Annotated in this window: 14 protein-coding genes; 11 read left to right on the forward strand and 3 right to left on the reverse strand. The window is 57.7% G+C overall.

The annotated features are described in order from the left end of the window. Positions 1 to 14 precede the first annotated feature (14 nt). The 3 genes from X268_RS38400 (at position 15) to X268_RS38410 (ending at position 4,257) form a co-directional block, all read left to right on the forward strand. The gene (locus tag X268_RS38400; RefSeq protein ID WP_128930005.1) at positions 15 to 863 is read left to right on the forward strand and encodes a fumarylacetoacetate hydrolase family protein; all 849 of its coding nucleotides are present in this window, start codon (positions 15 to 17) and stop codon (positions 861 to 863) included. Between the two features lie 124 nt (positions 864 to 987). Beyond that, on the forward strand, positions 988 to 1,983 hold the full coding sequence (locus X268_RS38405; protein ID WP_128930006.1) for a quinone oxidoreductase family protein: 996 nt from the start codon (positions 988 to 990) through the stop codon (positions 1,981 to 1,983). Between the two features lie 201 nt (positions 1,984 to 2,184). Further along, on the forward strand, positions 2,185 to 4,257 hold the full coding sequence (locus X268_RS38410; protein WP_128930007.1) for a methyl-accepting chemotaxis protein: 2,073 nt from the start codon (positions 2,185 to 2,187) through the stop codon (positions 4,255 to 4,257). Positions 4,258 to 4,645: 388 nt separating this feature from the next. Here the strand turns inward: X268_RS38410 and X268_RS38415 are convergent, their stop codons facing one another. Beyond that, positions 4,646 to 5,293 (reverse strand): TetR/AcrR family transcriptional regulator, encoded by a 648-nt coding sequence (locus X268_RS38415; RefSeq protein ID WP_164938227.1) that lies wholly within the window; start codon positions 5,291 to 5,293, stop codon positions 4,646 to 4,648. A gap of 146 nt (positions 5,294 to 5,439) precedes the next feature. Here X268_RS38415 and X268_RS38420 point away from each other — a divergent pair, with 146 nt between their 5' ends. The 3 genes from X268_RS38420 to X268_RS38430 all read left to right on the forward strand — a co-directional run bounded on the left by X268_RS38420 (position 5,440) and on the right by X268_RS38430 (position 10,732). Further along, the gene (locus X268_RS38420) at positions 5,440 to 6,564 is read left to right on the forward strand and encodes an efflux RND transporter periplasmic adaptor subunit (protein WP_164933587.1); all 1,125 of its coding nucleotides are present in this window, start codon (positions 5,440 to 5,442) and stop codon (positions 6,562 to 6,564) included. Positions 6,565 to 6,701: 137 nt separating this feature from the next. Next, positions 6,702 to 7,637 (forward strand): efflux RND transporter periplasmic adaptor subunit, encoded by a 936-nt coding sequence (locus tag X268_RS38425; protein ID WP_128930010.1) that lies wholly within the window; start codon positions 6,702 to 6,704, stop codon positions 7,635 to 7,637. Then, a complete protein-coding gene (locus X268_RS38430; RefSeq protein ID WP_128930011.1) occupies positions 7,634 to 10,732 on the forward strand; it encodes an efflux RND transporter permease subunit in 3,099 nt (1,032 codons plus the stop codon). The genes X268_RS38425 and X268_RS38430 overlap by 4 nt, the downstream gene beginning before the upstream one ends. Positions 10,733 to 11,600: 868 nt before the next feature. Here the strand turns inward: X268_RS38430 and X268_RS38435 are convergent. After that, the gene (locus X268_RS38435) at positions 11,601 to 11,843 is read right to left on the reverse strand and encodes a hypothetical protein (RefSeq protein WP_128930012.1); all 243 of its coding nucleotides are present in this window, start codon (positions 11,841 to 11,843) and stop codon (positions 11,601 to 11,603) included. A 58-nt stretch (positions 11,844 to 11,901) separates the two neighbouring features. Here X268_RS38435 and X268_RS38440 point away from each other — a divergent pair, with 58 nt between their 5' ends. The 5 genes from X268_RS38440 (at position 11,902) to X268_RS38460 (ending at position 17,053) form a co-directional block, all read left to right on the forward strand. Continuing rightward, positions 11,902 to 12,279 (forward strand): hypothetical protein, encoded by a 378-nt coding sequence (locus X268_RS38440; protein ID WP_128930013.1) that lies wholly within the window; start codon positions 11,902 to 11,904, stop codon positions 12,277 to 12,279. A 23-nt stretch (positions 12,280 to 12,302) separates the two neighbouring features. Then, positions 12,303 to 13,025, forward strand: a complete 723-nt coding sequence (locus tag X268_RS38445; RefSeq protein ID WP_128930014.1) for an MFS transporter — start codon at positions 12,303 to 12,305, stop codon at positions 13,023 to 13,025. Positions 13,026 to 14,509: 1,484 nt separating this feature from the next. Beyond that, the gene (locus tag X268_RS38450) at positions 14,510 to 14,878 is read left to right on the forward strand and encodes a hypothetical protein (RefSeq protein WP_128930015.1); all 369 of its coding nucleotides are present in this window, start codon (positions 14,510 to 14,512) and stop codon (positions 14,876 to 14,878) included. A 110-nt stretch (positions 14,879 to 14,988) separates the two neighbouring features. After that, on the forward strand, positions 14,989 to 15,531 hold the full coding sequence (locus X268_RS38455) for a hypothetical protein (RefSeq protein WP_128930016.1): 543 nt from the start codon (positions 14,989 to 14,991) through the stop codon (positions 15,529 to 15,531). A gap of 49 nt (positions 15,532 to 15,580) precedes the next feature. Then, on the forward strand, positions 15,581 to 17,053 hold the full coding sequence (locus X268_RS38460; RefSeq protein WP_232995548.1) for a benzaldehyde dehydrogenase: 1,473 nt from the start codon (positions 15,581 to 15,583) through the stop codon (positions 17,051 to 17,053). Positions 17,054 to 17,459: 406 nt separating this feature from the next. Here the strand turns inward: X268_RS38460 and X268_RS38465 are convergent, their stop codons facing one another. Then, positions 17,460 to 18,254: a GGDEF domain-containing protein gene (locus X268_RS38465; RefSeq protein ID WP_128930017.1), complete on the reverse strand. Its 795-nt coding sequence runs from the start codon at positions 18,252 to 18,254 to the stop codon at positions 17,460 to 17,462. Between the last annotated feature and the right edge of the window lie 104 nt (positions 18,255 to 18,358).

Below are 18,358 nucleotides of genomic sequence, written 5' to 3' on the forward strand. Positions count from 1 at the left end.
AAGAAGGTATCTCAATGAAAGTAGCTCGATTTGCTCGGAATGGCTCGGTCAGCATCGGCCTTGTGAAGGGCGACGGCATCATCTCCCTGTCGCCGTTTGATAAAGGCCTATCTGATATCGATGAAGTAGTGGCTGCGGAAGGCTGGGCTCGCGCAGAAAAGCTTATGACACGCGAGCCTGACCTGAAGATTGGTGACGTTGAGTTTCTTCCTCCCCTGTCTGCTAGGGCCAGGGTGTTCTGCGTTGGCTTCAACTATAAAGCTCACGTAGACGAGACCGGAAACGAGGCGCCTGCTTACCCGACTTTTTTCCAGCGAACGCACGAGAGCTTCGTTGGGAATCGCCAGCTGCTGCTTCGGCCTAAAGTGTCTGAGCGCCTCGATTACGAGGGGGAGCTTGCTCTCATCATCGGCCGGACGTGCCACAGAGTGGAGGAGGGAAGGGCGCTCGACTACGTCGGCGGGGACACCTGTCTAAACGAGGGCAGTGTCCGAGATTACCAAAAACACTCTGCCACTGGCATGACGGGCAAGAATTTCGATTCGAGCGGATCCATAGGACCCTGGATCGTGGCGGCGACTGACGTCCCGCATCCGGACCGCCTCGCGCTTTCCACGCGCTTAAACGGCGAGGTGGTTCAACAGGCATCGACGAGCCAGCTGATCTATGGGTTACCGCGGCTTATAAGCTATCTGTCCAGTGTTCTCAGGCTCCTGCCAGGCGATATCATCGCGACCGGTACTCCAGCAGGAGTTGGGTCGCGTCGCGTTCCGCCGCGTTGGCTGCGCGCTGGCGACCGGGTCGAGGTGGAGATCTCAGGCGTCGGAATTTTGGAAAACGCGGTGATCGACGAACCGACGTGAAAGCTCGCCCGAAAGCGGCCGCTTAAAACCTTCCCGATAGGCGGACCCAACAATCTGCTTTCAACAACGGCCCGCGGTTAAGCGCGCCAATACGACCTTACCAATTCAGCGCACGGAGGTGTTCATGCCCGCAGCCATGATGAAAGCTGTTCAAGTCGAAAAGCCGGGAGGACCCGAGGTCCTCAAATACATCGATCTGCCAATTCCCACACCGGCGGCTGGGCAAGTCCTCATTCGGACCGACACCATCGGGGTCGGGAAATACGATGCGCTGGTCAGGACTGGACGCTACCCGTGGCCCGTGGAGTATCCGGAGGTGCCGGGGATCAGTGTAACCGGCTATGTTGAGCGGGTGGGAGATGGTGTTGAAGGCTTCTCCCCGGGCCAGCCCGTTCTCGCATGGAAGTTTTCTCGCCGATGTTACGCCGAATATGTCGCCTGCGATGTCCACGAGATCACGAAGCTGCCTGAAGGCATAGACATTGAGGGCGCGGTCGCAATTCCCGACTATCAGGTCGCATGGGGCATGTTGAATGACGCTGCAGATCTGCGCCGGGTAAAGGTCGCCTCCATCAACGGAGCTACTGGCGGCGTCGGCTGCGCCATGATCGATCTTTGCCGCGCTGCTGGGATACAGCTGATAGCTGTCTGCCGGGCCCCGAACAAGGCAGCGTTCGCCTTGGAGCGGGGTGCAAGCTATGCGATCGACAGCAGCTCTGAAGCGGTTGGTGCCCGGATCTTGGATATCACCAAAGGTACGGGCGTCGACTTGATGTTCGACCAATTGGTCGGTCCGGATTTCCGCGACAACATCAAGCTCGTTGCTCCCTTGGGACAGATCGTCACGTTCAATGCGCTGTCGGGACTTCCATCGTCCGACCTATTCGCGGACTTGCGCAAGAACATGGACCGCAGCATCTCAGTGCGTGCTTATAGCGTTCACGTCTACGATCCATTTCCTCAAGAGCGCGTACGGATTGCGTCAGAGGTCTTCAAACTCGTGGAAGCAAGAGCCATCAATCCGTCCGTGACGGTGCGATTGCCGCTTAGGGAGGCTGTGCAAGCGCATCGAATGCTTGATGGCCGGGAAGTTATGGGCAAGCTGGTGTTAAAGCCGTAGCGAGGGATGCATCACCGCACACCCGAGACGCCGTGATTCGCCGCCTTCCATTTCCTGTCGATGGCAAGGAGATGCGGCGCAATCGACGACACGACAATTCTATACATAGGCATACCGCCACCAAGATGCGTCCCGGACTTAATGATGAATTAGCGAGAGCGCGATAGGTTCTCGGAAACTTATGCGAAATGTGGGGTACGCATGCGAATCGGAAAGCTCTTTGCGCTGTCGATGCTGACGGTGACCACGTTTGCGGTTATTCTCGGCGCCGAGGTTCTGCTTCCGCAGACGCGCATCTTCGTTAGTCGCTCCGAATCCATCAAAATGGTCGAGGCTTTCGGCGCGGTGCTGATGGTCAGTCAACACCTGGCGGGCCTTCGTACACCCTACATCACGATCTTTCAGGAAACGCCCGCCACGCCGACCCAGATCGAAGCGATGGGCAAGGCGTCGAGCGCCGCCGATGCGGCCTTCGACCTGGCCCGCAACAGTTTGCTGGCCCTTGATGGTGGCGAACCGATGATCCAAAGCCTGGACCGTACCGGGCGCCGTTTCAAGGATGTTCATGCGGCGGCCGATCGGGCCGTGCGCGTATCCCTCGGATCGCGCGATAGTGCGGTGGTCAAAGAACTCCTTCCCACTGTTGCCGAGATGATCGGCGCGATCGAGCCGATCCTGAATCGGCTGGAGGGGCAGGTGGTCAGCGCCGATTCTTCACTTGCAACGCTGCTGAGCCTGGCGCGAACCGCGCAGGATTTGCGGGTGACCGCCGGCAGCCACGCCTCGCCACTGTCGCCGGCCTTGAGCGCCTCGCGTCCGCTCACTCCCGCTGAATTTGCGCTGATGGATCGTATGCAGGGCCGCTTAGATGCCGACCGAGAACGCATCGAGGGCACGATCGACCAGCTCGGCAATCCGCCCCGCCTTGCCACGGCCATGAAAGCGGCCGTCGAAGCCTATTTCGGAAAGGCGATTCCGGTCGTCGAGAAGGAAATGCCGGCGGCCAGAGGCGACGGCAAATACAGTCTCAGTCCCTCCGACATGGCCAAGGTCATTGTGCCCGCTATCCAGATGTTCTTCGGCGTCCGCGATGCCGCCTTGGCCGAAGCTGCCGAGCGCGCCTCGGCGGTCCGTGACGGCGCGCTGGGGATGCTGGTGCTTGCAGGAGTTGCAGTGCTGGCCCTGCTCGGTACGCTCGCTGGCGTGACCATAATGCTGCGCCGACGCGTGGTGACGCCGCTAGGCCAGCTTGCGGAGGTGATCGGCACTCTTGCGGCCGGAAACCATGACGTCGAGATCCCATCGACCGGCCGGAATGATGAAGTCGGCCAAGTTGCCGGCTCGCTACAGCATTTCAAAGACAAGCTAGTCGCCCAAAAGGCTGCCGACGCCGCGGCCGCCAGCGAAGCCGAGGGCAAACTCAAACGCGGCCAACGCTTGGACCAGATTGCGCGCGAATTCGAGGCCATGATCGGCGATGTGATCAGGACCGTTTCGTCCGCCTCCGCGGCGTTGGAAGCGTCGGCCGGTATGCTGACTAGCACGGCCGAGCAATCCAAACAGATCACGGCTGCCGTGGCTGGCTCCTCCGAACAAGCTTCGACCAACGTGCAGACCGTGGCGGCGGCCGCCGAGGAGATGTCGTCGTCCGTCGACGAGATTGGTCGCCAAGTGCAAGATTCAGCCCGCATTGCTGGCGAAGCGGTGCTGCAGGCGGGACGGACCAACGAGCATGTCGCCGAACTCGCCAAGGCGGCCCGTCGGATCGGCGACGTAGTCGAACTCATTAGCCAGATCGCAAGCCAAACCAACCTATTGGCCCTCAACGCCACTATAGAAGCGGCACGCGCCGGGGAGGCCGGCCGCGGGTTCGCGGTGGTGGCGTCGGAGGTCAAGGCTCTGGCCGAGCAGACGGCCAAAGCAACCGACGAAATCGGTCAGCAGATAACAGGCATTCAGAGCGCAACCCAGGACTCGGTCGGCGCGATCAAGTCGATCGGAGACACCATCGGCCGCATGTCAGAAATCGCCTCCACGATCGCGGCGGCGGTTGAGGAGCAGGGCGCGGCAACGCGCGAAATCTCCCGCAACGTGCAGCAGGCGGCGCATGGTACCCGACAGGTTTCGGCCAGCATCGTTGATGTACAGAGGGGCGCCAGCGAGACCGAAACGGCGTCATTCAACGTGCTCGCCGCCGCGAAGTCACTGTCCGGCGAAAGCAACCGGCTAGAGACCGAGGTCGCCACATTCCTGGAAGCGATCCGCGCAGCCTAACGGGCCTAACACGGATCACCTGTCCTCGCCGGAACTCTCCGGGCTGAACGTCTCATTGCTCGTCTTGAACGGGCACTCACCACAAGGTCACCTGGACACACCGTCGATAGTCATGTCGGGATAGCACTCAATATGTTTGCCTCGAGTTCGTTGCGGAAACCCCGCAGACTCTGATCGTCCGCTGGATAACAATTGAGTGACAGGTCAGCACCCACACTAGTCACGACCGCCGCCTCACAAACTTTGCTGGCGGTGCAGCTGTGAGCCGTGTCGTGGAAACGTTGCGATCACGACGTGGCTGGGCAGCCTCCTACTTCCTTTTGGTAAACTCAGGCGGCGACGACATTCTCTTTTTCGCCCGTCGATCGGCTACTAATTCAGCAGCCTGCTAGGCGTTTTCGGGACACATCACTGCGCTAATGACGGCGATCAGCTCCTTGCGGAATTGCTTGTCGTCTTTAGCAACCGGCGCAAATCGCGCGATGAATTGCCGGTTAGCCATGGACATCGACATCGCGCCGAGGGCGGCAAAGAATCGCAAGTTCGGATCGACTTTCCGGCTGTTGCCACTCCGATTGACTGCTGCGATCAAGGGTACCAAGGTTTCTCGGAGTGGCTTAGTTAGGGCATTGTGAAAGAACTCAAATCGCTCGCTCTGGTCGATCCCGGCAACCTCGTTGATGACAAATCGCGCAAATTGCGGCTTACGCTGGCCCACATTGATCAATTGTTCAATCGTAAGCTCTAGGCGCTCCCTCGAAGACACTTCTGCCCCATCCGATCGCACGGATGCGAGCAGAGCCATCGCCTCCCCCGAAAACGACTCGATTACGGCCTTCCATAGTTCGAGTTTTGATCCGTAGTGGTAAGAGATCAGGGCGACATCAACTTTCGCGGCAGCAGCGATTGAGCGGAGGTTTGCCTTTTCGAAACCGTGCTCGGCAAATGCGTCGAGCGCTGCATCGAGAAGGTTGTCGGCCTCTAGTTCTGAGCCCTTCCGTGGTCGACCGCGCGTTCTCACGGCTTTTCGAGACATCCCTCCTCCTCCATCGACCATTCCGACCTCTTGACGTTTAGAACGATGCAACTAAATATTCAACGCCTGTTGAATATTACGCCTTGGAGTTCTTTGGCGGGGCGCTCAGACAACTTGAAACTTTGAGTTAAATCAGCATGTTGCAAATGCCCAGCGAAGAAGGGGACCTAATGCCGCGGCTGGCCAACAGGGCGCAATTCCGCACGTCGCTCGCGCTCGTCGCGACCGTGCTTACAGCGTTCCCGAACTCGATGGCGCGAGCGGGTGACAAGTCTTCGGCGCTGTTGCGCGTGACCGTCGCCACCGCCCGCCGGCAACACATCACGCCAGACCTTCCCCTCACTGGGACGATCCAGGCTCGCATCCTTTCGAACATTGCATTTCAGACCAGTGGACGAGTTGTCCGTCGCGACGTCGAGGTTGGGCAGTATGTCAAAGCAGGTCAAACTCTCGCGCATCTTGAACGGACCGAGCAGCAGACCGATGTTACCAGTGCTGAAGCAGCGCTGAATGCTGCGAATGCGCAGTTGCTGGAAGCCCAACGAAATTTCGAGCGACAACAGTCTCTGCTTAGCAGTGGCTCTACCACACGTGAGCGATTCGATCAGGCGTTAGCCACGCTTCGAACAGATGAGGCGCAGGTCAACAGCGCACAAGCTGCCCTGAATACGGCACGCGAGCGGCTAACCTACACGGAATTGAAGGCAGGACGGGACGGCATCATTGTCTCACGTAGTATCGAAGTCGGCCAGGTTGTGCAGGCCGGACAGACGGCTTTCGCCCTTGCCGAGGATGGCCCGCGGGATGCGGTATTCCAAGTTCCCGAGATTCTTGTCACCAATCCGCCAAACGACAGGACTGTCGACATCACCTCGCAATCGATGCCGAATGTAACTGTTGCCGGCTCTGTGCGCGAGATCTCGCCGATTTTGGATCAGGCCACCGGCACCGTTACGCTCAAGGTCGCGGTCGAACGAGCGCCGGCCGATTTGACACTCGGTTCGGCCGTCGTCGGTAGAGCCCGTTGGGAGTTATCGCCTGCCTTTGTCATTCCATCGAGCGCGCTGTTTGCAGCCAACGGTAAGCCCGCAGTCTGGATATTGGATAGCGAGAACAAGGCCCGGCTTCGCGGGGTCGTCGTGCAGGAATATCTCACTGGAGCGGTCGCGTTGGCCGCCGGATTGGAAGAAGGCGAGCGTGTCGTAACTTCCAGCGTACAACTGCTGTATCCAGGGAAGGTTGTCGCGGTCGCCTACGGAGCCGAGCCATGACGTCGCCCGCACCCACGGTCTTGCGGCTGCTACTTTTCGCCTGCGCCGCGGCGCTTTCCGGGTGCGAGGAGAAGAGCCTCGAATCGCCCGTCATTCGTCCCGTGCTCACCATGGTTGTGCAACCGGCCTCGTAGAGGATCGACACCTTCACCGGAACGGTGCAGCCTCGGTACCAGGCCGAGCTTGGCTTTCAAACAATGGGGCGAATGAGCTCGCGCGACGTCAATGTGGGAGATCTCGTTGCCAAGGGGCAAAGACTCGGGTCCCTTGATTCGACCGTCGCGCAGCTCGCGATCGTCTCAAGCCAGGCCGATCTGGCCAACGCTCGAGCGGTCCTTGCCAATGCCGAGGCCACTCTGGAACGAAAGCACAAACTGTTCAGCACGGGCAGCGGGACACAGGCGGACCTCGATGCGGCAACAGCAGCCCAGCAGAGCGCCCAATCACGCGCCACGCAAGCTGAGGCGAGTCTGCAGAAGGCGACCGAACAACTCGGCTACACGACCCTAAACAGCAGCTATGACGGTGTCGTCGTCTCCTGGTCCACGGAAATCGGCCAGGTCGTCTCGGTAGGCCAGACGGTTGTCACCATCGCTCGCCCAACTTTTCGCGACGGTGTGTTCGACATACCGGACGACCGAATTGGCCAATTCATCGAAGGTTCATCCTCTCGGGCATCGCTCCTCGTCCAGGATAGCATCGCAGCCAAGGCGGTCGTCCGTGAGATCGCGCCGCAGTCGGACTCCTCGACCAGAACTCGGCGCATTCGGTTCACCATCGAAGATCCACCTGAAGCGTTTCGGCTGGGAACCACGATCCGCCTCGCGGCTGCACAGGAGGGCCAAATGGAGATTCCGGTTAGTGCTCTTTTGAAAATCGAAGGTCAGGACGCCGTCTGGATCGTGGGAGCAAACAAGAGGGCTCTAGCACGTCCTGTGATGCTCGGCGCCCACAGGGGAGACCGCGTGGCAGTTACATCCGGCTTGTCGATTGGCGATCGCGTCATCACTGCCGGCGTGCATTCCCTCTCCGAAGGACAACTCGTCAAACTTTTGCAAGAGAATCAGTCGTGACCTCCTTCAATCTATCTGAATGGGCCCTAAAGCATCGCTCGTTCGTTTGGTTCCTGATGATAGCGTCCGCGATAGCGGGCCTGCTCGCCTACCGCAGCCTCGGTCGCGAGGAAGATCCTCCGTTCACCATCAAGACTATGGTGATCCAGCAACAATGGCCCGGCGCGACGGTTGACGACATGCTCAATCAAGTGACCGACCGGATTGAAAAGGAGGTGAAACAGATCGGCGCGGTCGACTACGTCAAGAGCTACACGACGCCCGGTCAGACCACGATTTTGGTCAATCTGAAGGACACCACCAAGCCAAAGGACGTGCCGTGGCTATTCTATGAGGTCCGCAAACATGTTCAGGACATCCAGTACACCCTGCCTTCAGGCGTAGGCGCAGCCTCCTTCAACGACGAATTTGGCGATGTCTTCGGCAACATCTACGCGTTTACGTCCGACGGACTCAGCCCACGGCAATTGCGCGACTATGTCGAGCGGGTGCGCTCGGAACTTCTCACCGTGCCAAGCATCGGCAAGATCACGGTGATCGGAGCACAAGATGAGGTCATCTATCTCGACATCTCCACGCGCAAGCTGGCGGCACTCGGTCTTAATATGCAGTCGCTCATCAAGACACTGCAAAATCAAAACACAGTGCAGCCGTCAGGCGTCGTACAAGCGGGCCCAGAACAAGTTTCGCTGCGCGTAAGCGGTCAATTCGCTTCGGAAGAGGCCCTTCGAAGCACCAACCTGCGCATCGACAACCGCTTCCTTCCGCTTAGCGACGTCGCGACCATCACCCGTGGATATCGCGATCCACCCGATCCGCTATTTCGTGTCGATGGAAAGCCTGCGATCGGGCTCGGCATCGCGATGATGGCCTCTAGCAATGTGCTTCAATTTGGTGAGGCGCTGAGAGCAAAGATGCGCGACATCTTGGCCACGCTTCCGGTAGGCGTCGAACTCCACCTGGTTTCCGATCAGCCGAAGATAGTTGAGCAGGCAGTCGGCGGCTTCACCGAAGCGCTCGTTGAGGCCATAGCCATCGTGTTGGTGGTAAGCCTGATCAGTCTTGGAGTGAGGGCAGGGCTGGTGGTCTCGTTCTCAATTCCGCTCGTGCTGGCGGTCGTGTTCGTCATCATGCAGTATTTTGGAGTAACGCTGCAGCGCATTTCCCTAGGTGCGCTGATCATCGCGCTTGGACTGCTCGTCGATGATGCAATGATAACAGTCGAGATGATGGTGCACCGCCTTGAGCGCGGGGACAATCTCTATAACGCAGTGACCTTTGCTTACACCTCGACCGCATTTCCGATGCTAACCGGAACCCTGGTAACTGTCGCAGGCTTTATCCCGATTGGGTTCAACGGCTCATCGGCTGGCGAATACACCTACACTCTGTTCCTCGTAATCGCAGCATCGCTACTAACCAGCTGGGTGGTAGCCGTTCTGTTCGCTCCACTGATCGGCGTCATGGTCCTTCCAAAAACCATGAAACATCACGACCATATCGGTGTCGGCCGGCTATCCCGCTACTTTGTCGTTCTACTGGAGGCCGCGATGCGCTTCCGCTGGGTCACAATCGGCGGAAGCCTCGGTCTGCTCGCGGTGGCAATCGTCGGTATGGGATTTGTGCAGCAGCAGTTCTTCCCGTCGTCAGACCGGTCCGAGCTGCTCGTCGACTTGACGCTTCCGCAGGGCAGCACGATCCTTGAGACCAAGAAGCAGATCGACCAGTTCGAAAAAGGGCTGGCCTCCGATCCTGACGTCGAAAGCTGGAGCTCTTATGTTGGGCAAGGTGCGATCCGCTTCTATCTGCCACTCGACCAGCAGATGGCCTTTAACTATTTCGGCCAGGTGGTCGTCGTAGCCAAGTCACTTGAAGCTCGCAATCGGATCGAAAGCAGATTGCGAAAGACCGCGGCCGATCAATTCATCGGGATCGACGTCTTCATCCACCCGCTCGACCTTGGACCTCCGGTTGGACGTCCGCTGCAATACCGCCTCAGCGGGCCGGACATCCAGCAATTGCGCGCCAAGGCACTGGAGATCGCCAAAATCATGAGCGACAACCCGCATCTTGACCCTCCGACATTTGATTGGAACGAGCCAGGCAAGGTCGTTCAAGTCGAAATAGCGCAAGACAAGGCGAGGCAGCTCGGGCTCGACTCCGTCGATGTTGCCTCGATACTGAACGGCCTTGTCGGCGGGACGTCCATTACACAGATGCGCGATAGCATTTATCAGGTCAACATCGTTGGGCGCGCCGCAAACGACGAACGCAGCCGAATCGAAACGCTGCAGTCGTTGCAGATCCCGACTGGCAATGGACAGGTGGTCCCGTTGCTCTCGTTCGCAACACTTCGCTATGACCTGGAGCAGCCCATTATTTGGCGACGCGACCGTGTCCCAACAATCACGATTCGAGGCACCATCCACGATGGCACGCAACCGGCAACTGTCGTCCAACAGCTTGCGCCGGCTATCGAGACCTTCGCCGCGAACCTGCCGGCGTCGATGAAGATCGCAACCGGAGGCGCCGTCGAGGAGAGCTCAAAGGGTCAGGGTCCAATCGTTGCGGTCGTGCCTGTGATGCTGCTTGCGATGGCGTTCTTCATTATGGTCCAGCTGCAAAGCTTTGCGAAGCTGTTCCTTGTCGTAAGCGTGGCTCCCCTCGGCTTGATCGGCGTTGTGTTCGCTCTCCTCGTATCCGGAAAACCGATGGGTTTTGTCGCGATTCTCGGTACGTTAGCCCTTATCGGGATCATCATTCGCAATTCGATTATCTTGATGGCGCAGATCGACGAAATGCTTGACGAGGGTCACGATCAATGGTCGGCAGTCGTGCTGGCAACACAGCATCGCATGCGGCCAATCCTGCTGACGGCCGCCGCAGCAAGCCTCGGCATGCTTCCGATCGCGCCGCAGGTCTTCTGGGGTCCTATGGCGCTATCGATGATCGGTGGCATCATGGCTGCGACCTTCCTGACTCTCTTTTTCTTGCCGGCGCTTTACATCGCCTGGTTCCGTGTAGAAGCCCCACTAAAGGACTCTTCTTCGCGCCAGGAGGAGCCCAGCAGGCTCGCCAGGGCCAGCTCACCATAGGGAAGCCCGAGCGCGATGCCACAAGGCCTTTGGCGTCCTGCTTGGTAACCGCCACGCTCCGCGCCGGTTTGTACCGGGAGTTCGTGATGCCTTTCCCTGCACCGGATCCGACCGTAGAGCTCTTCGGGCTTGGCGATCCGGTGCACGACGATCGGCGATTGCCGGCAGCGTCGCACGACGTTCACCGCGCTTTCACAATCCACGAGCGTCGTGAAATGATGTCACCGCCGTAGCTGTCGAGCTACCGAGTGATGGTCCTTAGGAGAATCAAACAATCGATCGCGAGACCGAGCACCAGAACGACGTTAAAAAAGCTCGCCACATCATCGTCCTGAATGTCTCTCCCGTAGCGTCCACGGCTATCGAAAGCGCAGCGCCACTGAATTGATCAGGAGCGTGGCACATTGGTCTCGTCTCAGAATGCCGGTGACGCGTCGAACTCGGCCCAGCTACAGTCGACGTGGCTCGGACGTGCGTTTCCGACCGTGCTTATGAAAGCGCACGGCGCAACATGGGTATGGTCGAGAACAAGACCACTGCTAGCAATGTCGTAGACCTTCTTATCAGGTCTGCTCTCCTGCCAGACGTTGTCGAATGCGACGACATCAGCCGTCCCAATCGGCGTATTCTCGTGGGCACAACAAAAGCCCCAAGCTTCAAATCTGGCGCTCTTTGCGGTTCTGCATAGTTGCCGGCCACGCGCATCCATACGTCAGATTTGACATATATGTTCATGCCTGCTAGCCAGTAAGTAATAAATGACATATGGAGGAAGGCCGTGAATTGCCGCTCGGGGGTGGACGCACCTGACCTGTTCGGAATGACGTCCGAACTCTGCACCAAACGCTCTGACCGGTGCTGGGTATCCTCAATTGCTGATCAACGGTGAAGCCATTTTCGCAAGCAGCTGCGCTTTGTGCAGATGCCATTGGTAATTGGCCGCGATGGCTAGTTGAAGCAACGGGCAATCGTCCCGTCTAGAGCTCTCATCCATGATGCTCTCGATGGATAGCAAAGCACTCTGTGAGGCGCGCGCCGGCAGCTCAAGAGTTTCGATGGCAGTGGGGAGCGAGCGTCGCGGCTCTCCATAGCTGTCGGATGCCTTCATCATGCCTGCATCGGTGCGGAGCTGCAATTCACGAGGGCCGACTATCATACGGGAGGAAAAAATGGCGCAGATTAACTCGTTGGGGTCAAAGATTTCATTAGTGACAGGGCACATGGCTGGGATGATAGACCAGCCCGCACTTCCGATTTGGGTCGGTGTTCTGATCTCGGAATATGCGTTTTCACCGGCGCGAGCGGGGGCGCTTCCGACCCTCTTTCTAGGAGCCATGGTCTTTGCAAGCGTTACACTATCGCCATTCTTCCATCGCGCTCCGGGGCGCTGGATGCCGACGCTGGGCTTCGGCATCAGTGCCGGGACCTTCTATGTGATGGCCGGCTTCACCGAATTTAGCATTCTGGCAGTTGGCCACTTCGTCGCTGGATTGGCGACAGGAGTCGCACGGATAACCCACATCGTGTCTTTGCAATGGGGGGGGTAACGCTTGGAGTCTTCGCGGTAATATTGCTCGGCGCATCGGCGACTCTCATCACGAAATTCGGTCCACCAGCCATCTTTGAGGTCTTTGCCGCAGTTACGGCCGTGGCAGCCGCAATAGCGACTTTCTTCTTTCCCTCTGCTTCCATCAGCGAAGACCTCGTCAGGGATGCCGCTGGATTCACACGCCCTGTGTGGTTCATTATCACTGGAATCGTCCTGATGTCGCTCGTCCAGGCAATGATATTCAGTTTCCTACAACCGATGGGCACCGATCGCGGACTGTCGCCTGTCCAGATCCAAAGCGTTCTGGTCACGTTAGGTCTGGTGGCTATGACACCGACCCTGCTCGCCGCGTTTCTCCAAAAGCGGCTTCCGCCGATGCGGGTCGCGATGACTGGAACCCTGCTGCAGGGAGCGGTAGCTGTCCTAATCTCTTGCTCTAGCGGTTTCTTGCCGTATGCGGTCGGAGCGGTCGTTTTCCCGTTCATAATGTTGTTCACGCATACTTTTGTCTTCGGGCATCTCGCGCGCCTTGATCTCACCGGGCGCGCGGTTGCTGCGACCCCAGCCATGTTGGTCGGCAACATGATTGGACCGCTCCTGGGCGGGACATTGGTCCAGACGACTGGCTATCTTGGTCTCGGGTCGGCGGCAGCGGCCGTCGATCTCATTGCTCTCTGCTGCTTCATTGCTGCATCACAGAGAGCCACATCCGCTATCCAGCCGTTGCCGCAGCTAAACCAGTAGGCAGATCTCTTGGCTTGCCGGAGCCTGACGAGAGCCAACGCTACGCGCGGATTCGAAATGCTGAAAGACGTTGAGATGCCGATCTAGTTTCTGCGAGCAGCCAAGTTCTCATTCGCTTTTATCCAATTCGACGCAACCCCTTTGGCAAATTCCCCAGGTGCCTGGCACCGGTGCGAGCGAGAGATGTCGAAAGAGGTATAGGGGCCGGGCTCAAAGAGGCCTCTCCGCCAATACGTTCTCGCGGGGACGCTCTCTCGCCGCTGTTACGCCGAATAGGGTGATTGCGTCAGGCACAATCACGACCCTTTCCGCGACATGCACATAAGGCGCAGTCGCCATGATCGCTTTTGCCGAGAGGGCGGCATTCAGCTGATAATGATCCGCCGGCTCCGGAGACGGCATGGTTCGAATTGGAGCAGGGTTGCGAGCTTTGCTATCGACAACAACATCTCGGATGTCAGTCTCGGTTCTTCGAGTTGACCAAAGGTGTGAGCATTAATCTGATGTTTGACCATTTCGTTGTTCGGTTTTCGCGACGACACTCGCTGGTCGCATCGTTAAGTCAGATATTAACGTTCAACACAAGTCCGGACGTTCTTTCCTCGGAGCTGCGCAAGAACATCGACGGAGGCACCTCCGTCTAAGCTCGCATGAAGTGCGAAGTCTACGATCCTTTCGCCGAATAAAGTGACCGCATCGCCAGGGAAGTCTCATCGCCTAGGCGGCCATCGCGCCATCCGTGATCACGTCGATGCCGACTAAGGTTCGATAGGGCAATCGTGGTAACTTCTTCCTACCTTCTTGTTTGCCGCTACTGCTCGGCGGTTGCCACGGCGAATTCTTCGCGTTCATACCTTTCAATCAGGCAATCGGCGAGCGCGGTACACACCTCGCCGCCCCGCATTCGGGAATTCCGCTTTGCTGAGCAGAAACAGAAAAACATAAGGTTGGTCCACCGGCAGGTAATATGTAAGGATTGCCATATGCGATAACCTGATGTATTCTTACTATAAGTCAAAACTGACATATAGGAGGATCCGTCCGATGGGCTTAGTCCGCCTGTTCGAGCAGTCGAAGGCTCCGTCAGGCTCAAGTCGGAGCGTCCGGATTGTGTGTGCTGGTCTTAAGGATCAGCCAACATTTGGTTCGCTTGACCGAGTAGCTCATTTCGAGCGACGTCCCGATTGGTCGCCTGTTTCCGCGCGCTTTCGATTTTTCTCACTCAAGTCGATGCACAGCCGCCGGCAAGCTCCTCCCGCAGCTTGCGCAGGGCCCCGGCACGAGTTGTCGCGGCACCGCATTTTGCAAGAGCGCCGCCTAGGTGCTCAATCGCCTTTGCAAAATCAGTTTGAAGTTCGTGTCTGCGCTACTGGTTGCGCGCATTGGGGAAACGCCGGTCGACTCCCTGCGTATGCGATGCGGCTCTTTGTACAAGCCGAGCTCCGCGCCAAGCCGCGAAGTCATGGAATGGCGGAGTAACGATCATGAAGAAGGGCTACAAGTGGATCAACAGGAGGATCGAGCAACTCGATCCGCACGTCGATTATGCTGAAATTTGGCGGCTATCCAGCTGTTACGGCCTGACGGATTTCATACAGAATTTTTCGTATTGTTTCACATTTCCCAACTTCGTAGTGACTGAGTGGGGCGCTCGGGCCGTTTGGCGCGAGGATGGCGGAAAGCTTCTTTATAGAGCCACTCATCGCGCCGAACAGACCGGAATCAACAACACAACCTGGTGGTATTACGGTCCTCAGGACGATCGCACCATCAAATCCGTCGAAAACATCAACAAGCTCCACGCCCATTATGCCAAACAGTACCCGGGCGATTTTTCTGATCACGAAGATTAGATCTACACGCTTGCCTTCACGGCGATCGCCATGGATCTGGCATTCAAGGCGATGGGATTGAAGGGCTTCAACGAGAAGCAAAAATAGCAGCTCACAAGTTTTGGGGTGAGATGGCAAAGCTATTCGTCGCCGAAGGTGGCGTACCTTTACACGGGTATCCTAAGGACTGGGACGGTCTCGTTGCATTTTGCCGGGATTTCGAAAGCAGGGAGCGATCAGTGACCGAGAGAGGGAATCTGATCGTCAACGCGCTCTTCGATCAGTTCAGCTATCGCTATTTTCCGCCAGGCTTGCGGTGGTTGGGTCACCAGATGTTGCGATCAATGGCGCTGCCTTCGACGCTGAAGGCGCATGGCATTCCGCCGGCGCATCCCTTGGCTCAAGTACTCATACCGCGATCGTTGGGCTGCGTGGCCTGGATTGCAAAGACGCTCCTTCCTGATCCGCGGATCAGCTACATGGAACAAAGGAGCAGTATGCCGGCGGAAAACAGGAAGAAGCTGCGTAATCGGATCAATGTCCTTGATGAACAGTTTCCATCCTACTTTATCGGACGTCATGCCGAGGATCAGGCATGGGCTGGCTGTCCCTATCATGCTGCGCTGAAGTGCACCTGGACAATCCGCCCCCGCCGTTCAGGTGAGGGCTCTTGAGAAGCAGTCGAGCGTGCTCGACGCCAATTGACCCGGGACATTTTGGAGAATGAAAGAAATGGTTAGCGACAACATCGTGGCAGGCTCGGTGCTGACTGGGCAATTCTTCACGGGCGAATGGTCATCTAGCAAATCCGCCTTTGAGGCAGTCGAACCTGCGACCGGTGCGGTGATTGGTAAGGTTGGTCTTGCAAGCGCGGTCGACATTGGGAGCGCTTCTGCGAATGCACGGCAGGCGCAGGTCTCGTGGGCCGCGACGGCGCCAGATGCACGCGAAAACATACTTCTAAAGGCGTGCGAAGTCGGCGAGCGTTATAGGGATGACATCGTCACCTGGATCATGCGAGAGAGCGGCGCGGTCCGCTTGAAGGCTGAGATCGAGCTCGCAGGTACGCTCAAAGCAATCCGGCTTGCGGCTGCGATGCCCTCGCAAGCTCAAGGGAACGTGCTTCCAAGCCCGGGAGGGCGCATCAGCTTCGTGCGGCGACGCCCACTCGGGGTGATCGGCGTGATATCACCCTTCAATTTCCCGCTCTACCTTGCCGAGCGCGCCATTGCGCCGGCCCTGGCCGTCGGAAACGCGGTGGTAGTCAAGCCGGATCTGCGGACTGCTATTTGTGGTGGCTTCGTTATTGCGCGCCTCTTCGAATTGGCGGGGGTGCCGAAAGGCGTTCTTCAGGTGCTGCCCGGTCGAGAGGATGCTGGTGAGGCTCTGTGCAAGGACCCCAATGTGGCGATGATCCAATTTACCGGGTCGAGCAGGGCGGGGCGAATGGTCGGACAGGTGGCTGGACAGCATCTCAAGAAGGTGTCCCTCGAACTTGGCGGCAAGAACTCACTTATCATCCTAGACGACGCAGATCTGGATACCGCCGTTCGTGCCGCCGCCTTTTCGGCGTTCTTTCATCAAGGACAAGTTTGCATGAGCGCTGGACGCATTCTCGTGCAGAGAAACATCTTCGACGCTTTCAGCGATGCGCTCGTCAGATATGCGAAGACTTTGAAAGTTGGCAACCCTCTCGACCCTTCCGTTGCCCTCGGTCCGATGATCAATCAGCATCAGCTAAATCATGCACTAACCCTGATTGACCGCTCCGTCACCGAGGGAGCTCGGCTGCTAACGGGAGGCAAGGCGGAGGGCCTGTTTCTTCAGCCCTCCGTGCTGGCGGAGATCTCACCCACCAATCCGGCCTATCGTGACGAGCTCTTCGCTCCGGTCGCGGTGCTTGTCCCATTTGAGACGGATGTACAGGCCGGGCAAATGGCGAATGATACCGAATATGGGCTCTCTGCTGTGATCATCTCGCGCAACATCGGCAGGGCAATGGCAATTGGCGAGCAATTACGAACGGGTTTGCTACACATCAATGATCAGACGATCAACGACGATGTGGTCAATCCCTTCGGCGGCTCCGGCACATCGGGCAATGGCACATCGATCGGCGGTATCGCTAACTGGGAAGAGTTCACTCAATGGCAATGGGTGACGATCAAAGCTGAGCTGCAGCCCTATTCACTCTAAACTCGACACTCGATCACTGACTGAATGACCAATGCGCCCGTGGCGCTGATTGTTTCTCTAAGTTCCCGGCGGAGTGTTCACCAAGCTCCCTCCCACTTGGCCGTACTCTACTACCAAGAGTACGGCCTCTCTTTTCGGATCAAGGCAAGATCTGTTCGAAGGCTATCGAGTTGATCCGGACTCGTAAAGCTCGATCAACGTCTGTCTTCGACACACGCAAATCTTTTTTGGGTAGATTGGCCAAAGCCTTGGCCATCCCGATCTTAGCTTTGAGCAATAGCAGGAAGCGCTCGCTCGCGGCGGCTTGCCCTGCCACTGAATTTTCATCCAGCAGCAGTTAGAGTCTCGGAGTTCGCGCCAAGTGAGGCTGCTGCGCGCGCGTGGAGAAAGAGTGCGGTTGCTACGATTAGGTGAAGCCCAAAGCGGAAACGCCAATGGTATCGCTATAGCGCACCGAAACCTGATCTCGCCCTGCACGCTTGGCGCGATACAAAGCTTCGTCTGCAAGGCCAAGTACTTTCGACAATCCCTCGCTTCCCTTGGAAACCGCCAGCCCAATGCTAACCGTGACCTTGGTCAAGGCACCATTTCGGGCAACTTCTCTCTGCCCGCAAGCCTGCCGCAACTGCTCAGCGAGTAAAACTGCATCGCTCGGAGATACGCCCAACAGCAGCGCCGCGAATTCTTCGCCTCCATGCCTGCCAATCACGAGGCTATGCTCCTTCGCGAACGACTTGAGCACGTCCCCGATTTCAACCAGCACCGCATCACCGAAATCATGACCGTATTGATCATTTATGCCCTTGAACCGATCGATATCCATCATCAAGCCTATAGCGGGAAGGTGACGATCGTATGCCTCTGCGAGAGCCTTGGCTGCAACCTCGTTAAATCCTCTTCGATTCAAGAGACCGGTGAGTTGGTCAACTCTCGAAAGTCTTAGGAGCTCGGCCTGGGTCGCGATCAACTTTTGCTGCAGCAGGTTGCTGCGCAGGCTCATGGCGCCTCCAATTCCAATGGAGGCGAGCGTACCAAGCAGAGCGACGCAACCTGTCGCATAAAGGCTGCTCACGTTGCCCTCCGGTCCGAACAGATAGGCGTATGCTAGCCAAACCAGCGGAACAGTTAAGACAAGCCCGATCGCAACGTCGCGAACCGTCCGACGGTACACATCTCCCAACGTCATTAAGGGATCATTCATCAATCGCGCTCCGTGACTTTTTGAAAGCCTAGGAGGGATCGACTGGTCGTCATCTTAAAATGCTTGGGGACTTAACAGCGTTACTAACAGGAGGTTAAATTCGG

Source organism: Bradyrhizobium guangxiense (genome assembly GCF_004114915.1).
Taxonomy (GTDB): Bacteria; Pseudomonadota; Alphaproteobacteria; order Rhizobiales; family Xanthobacteraceae; genus Bradyrhizobium; species Bradyrhizobium guangxiense.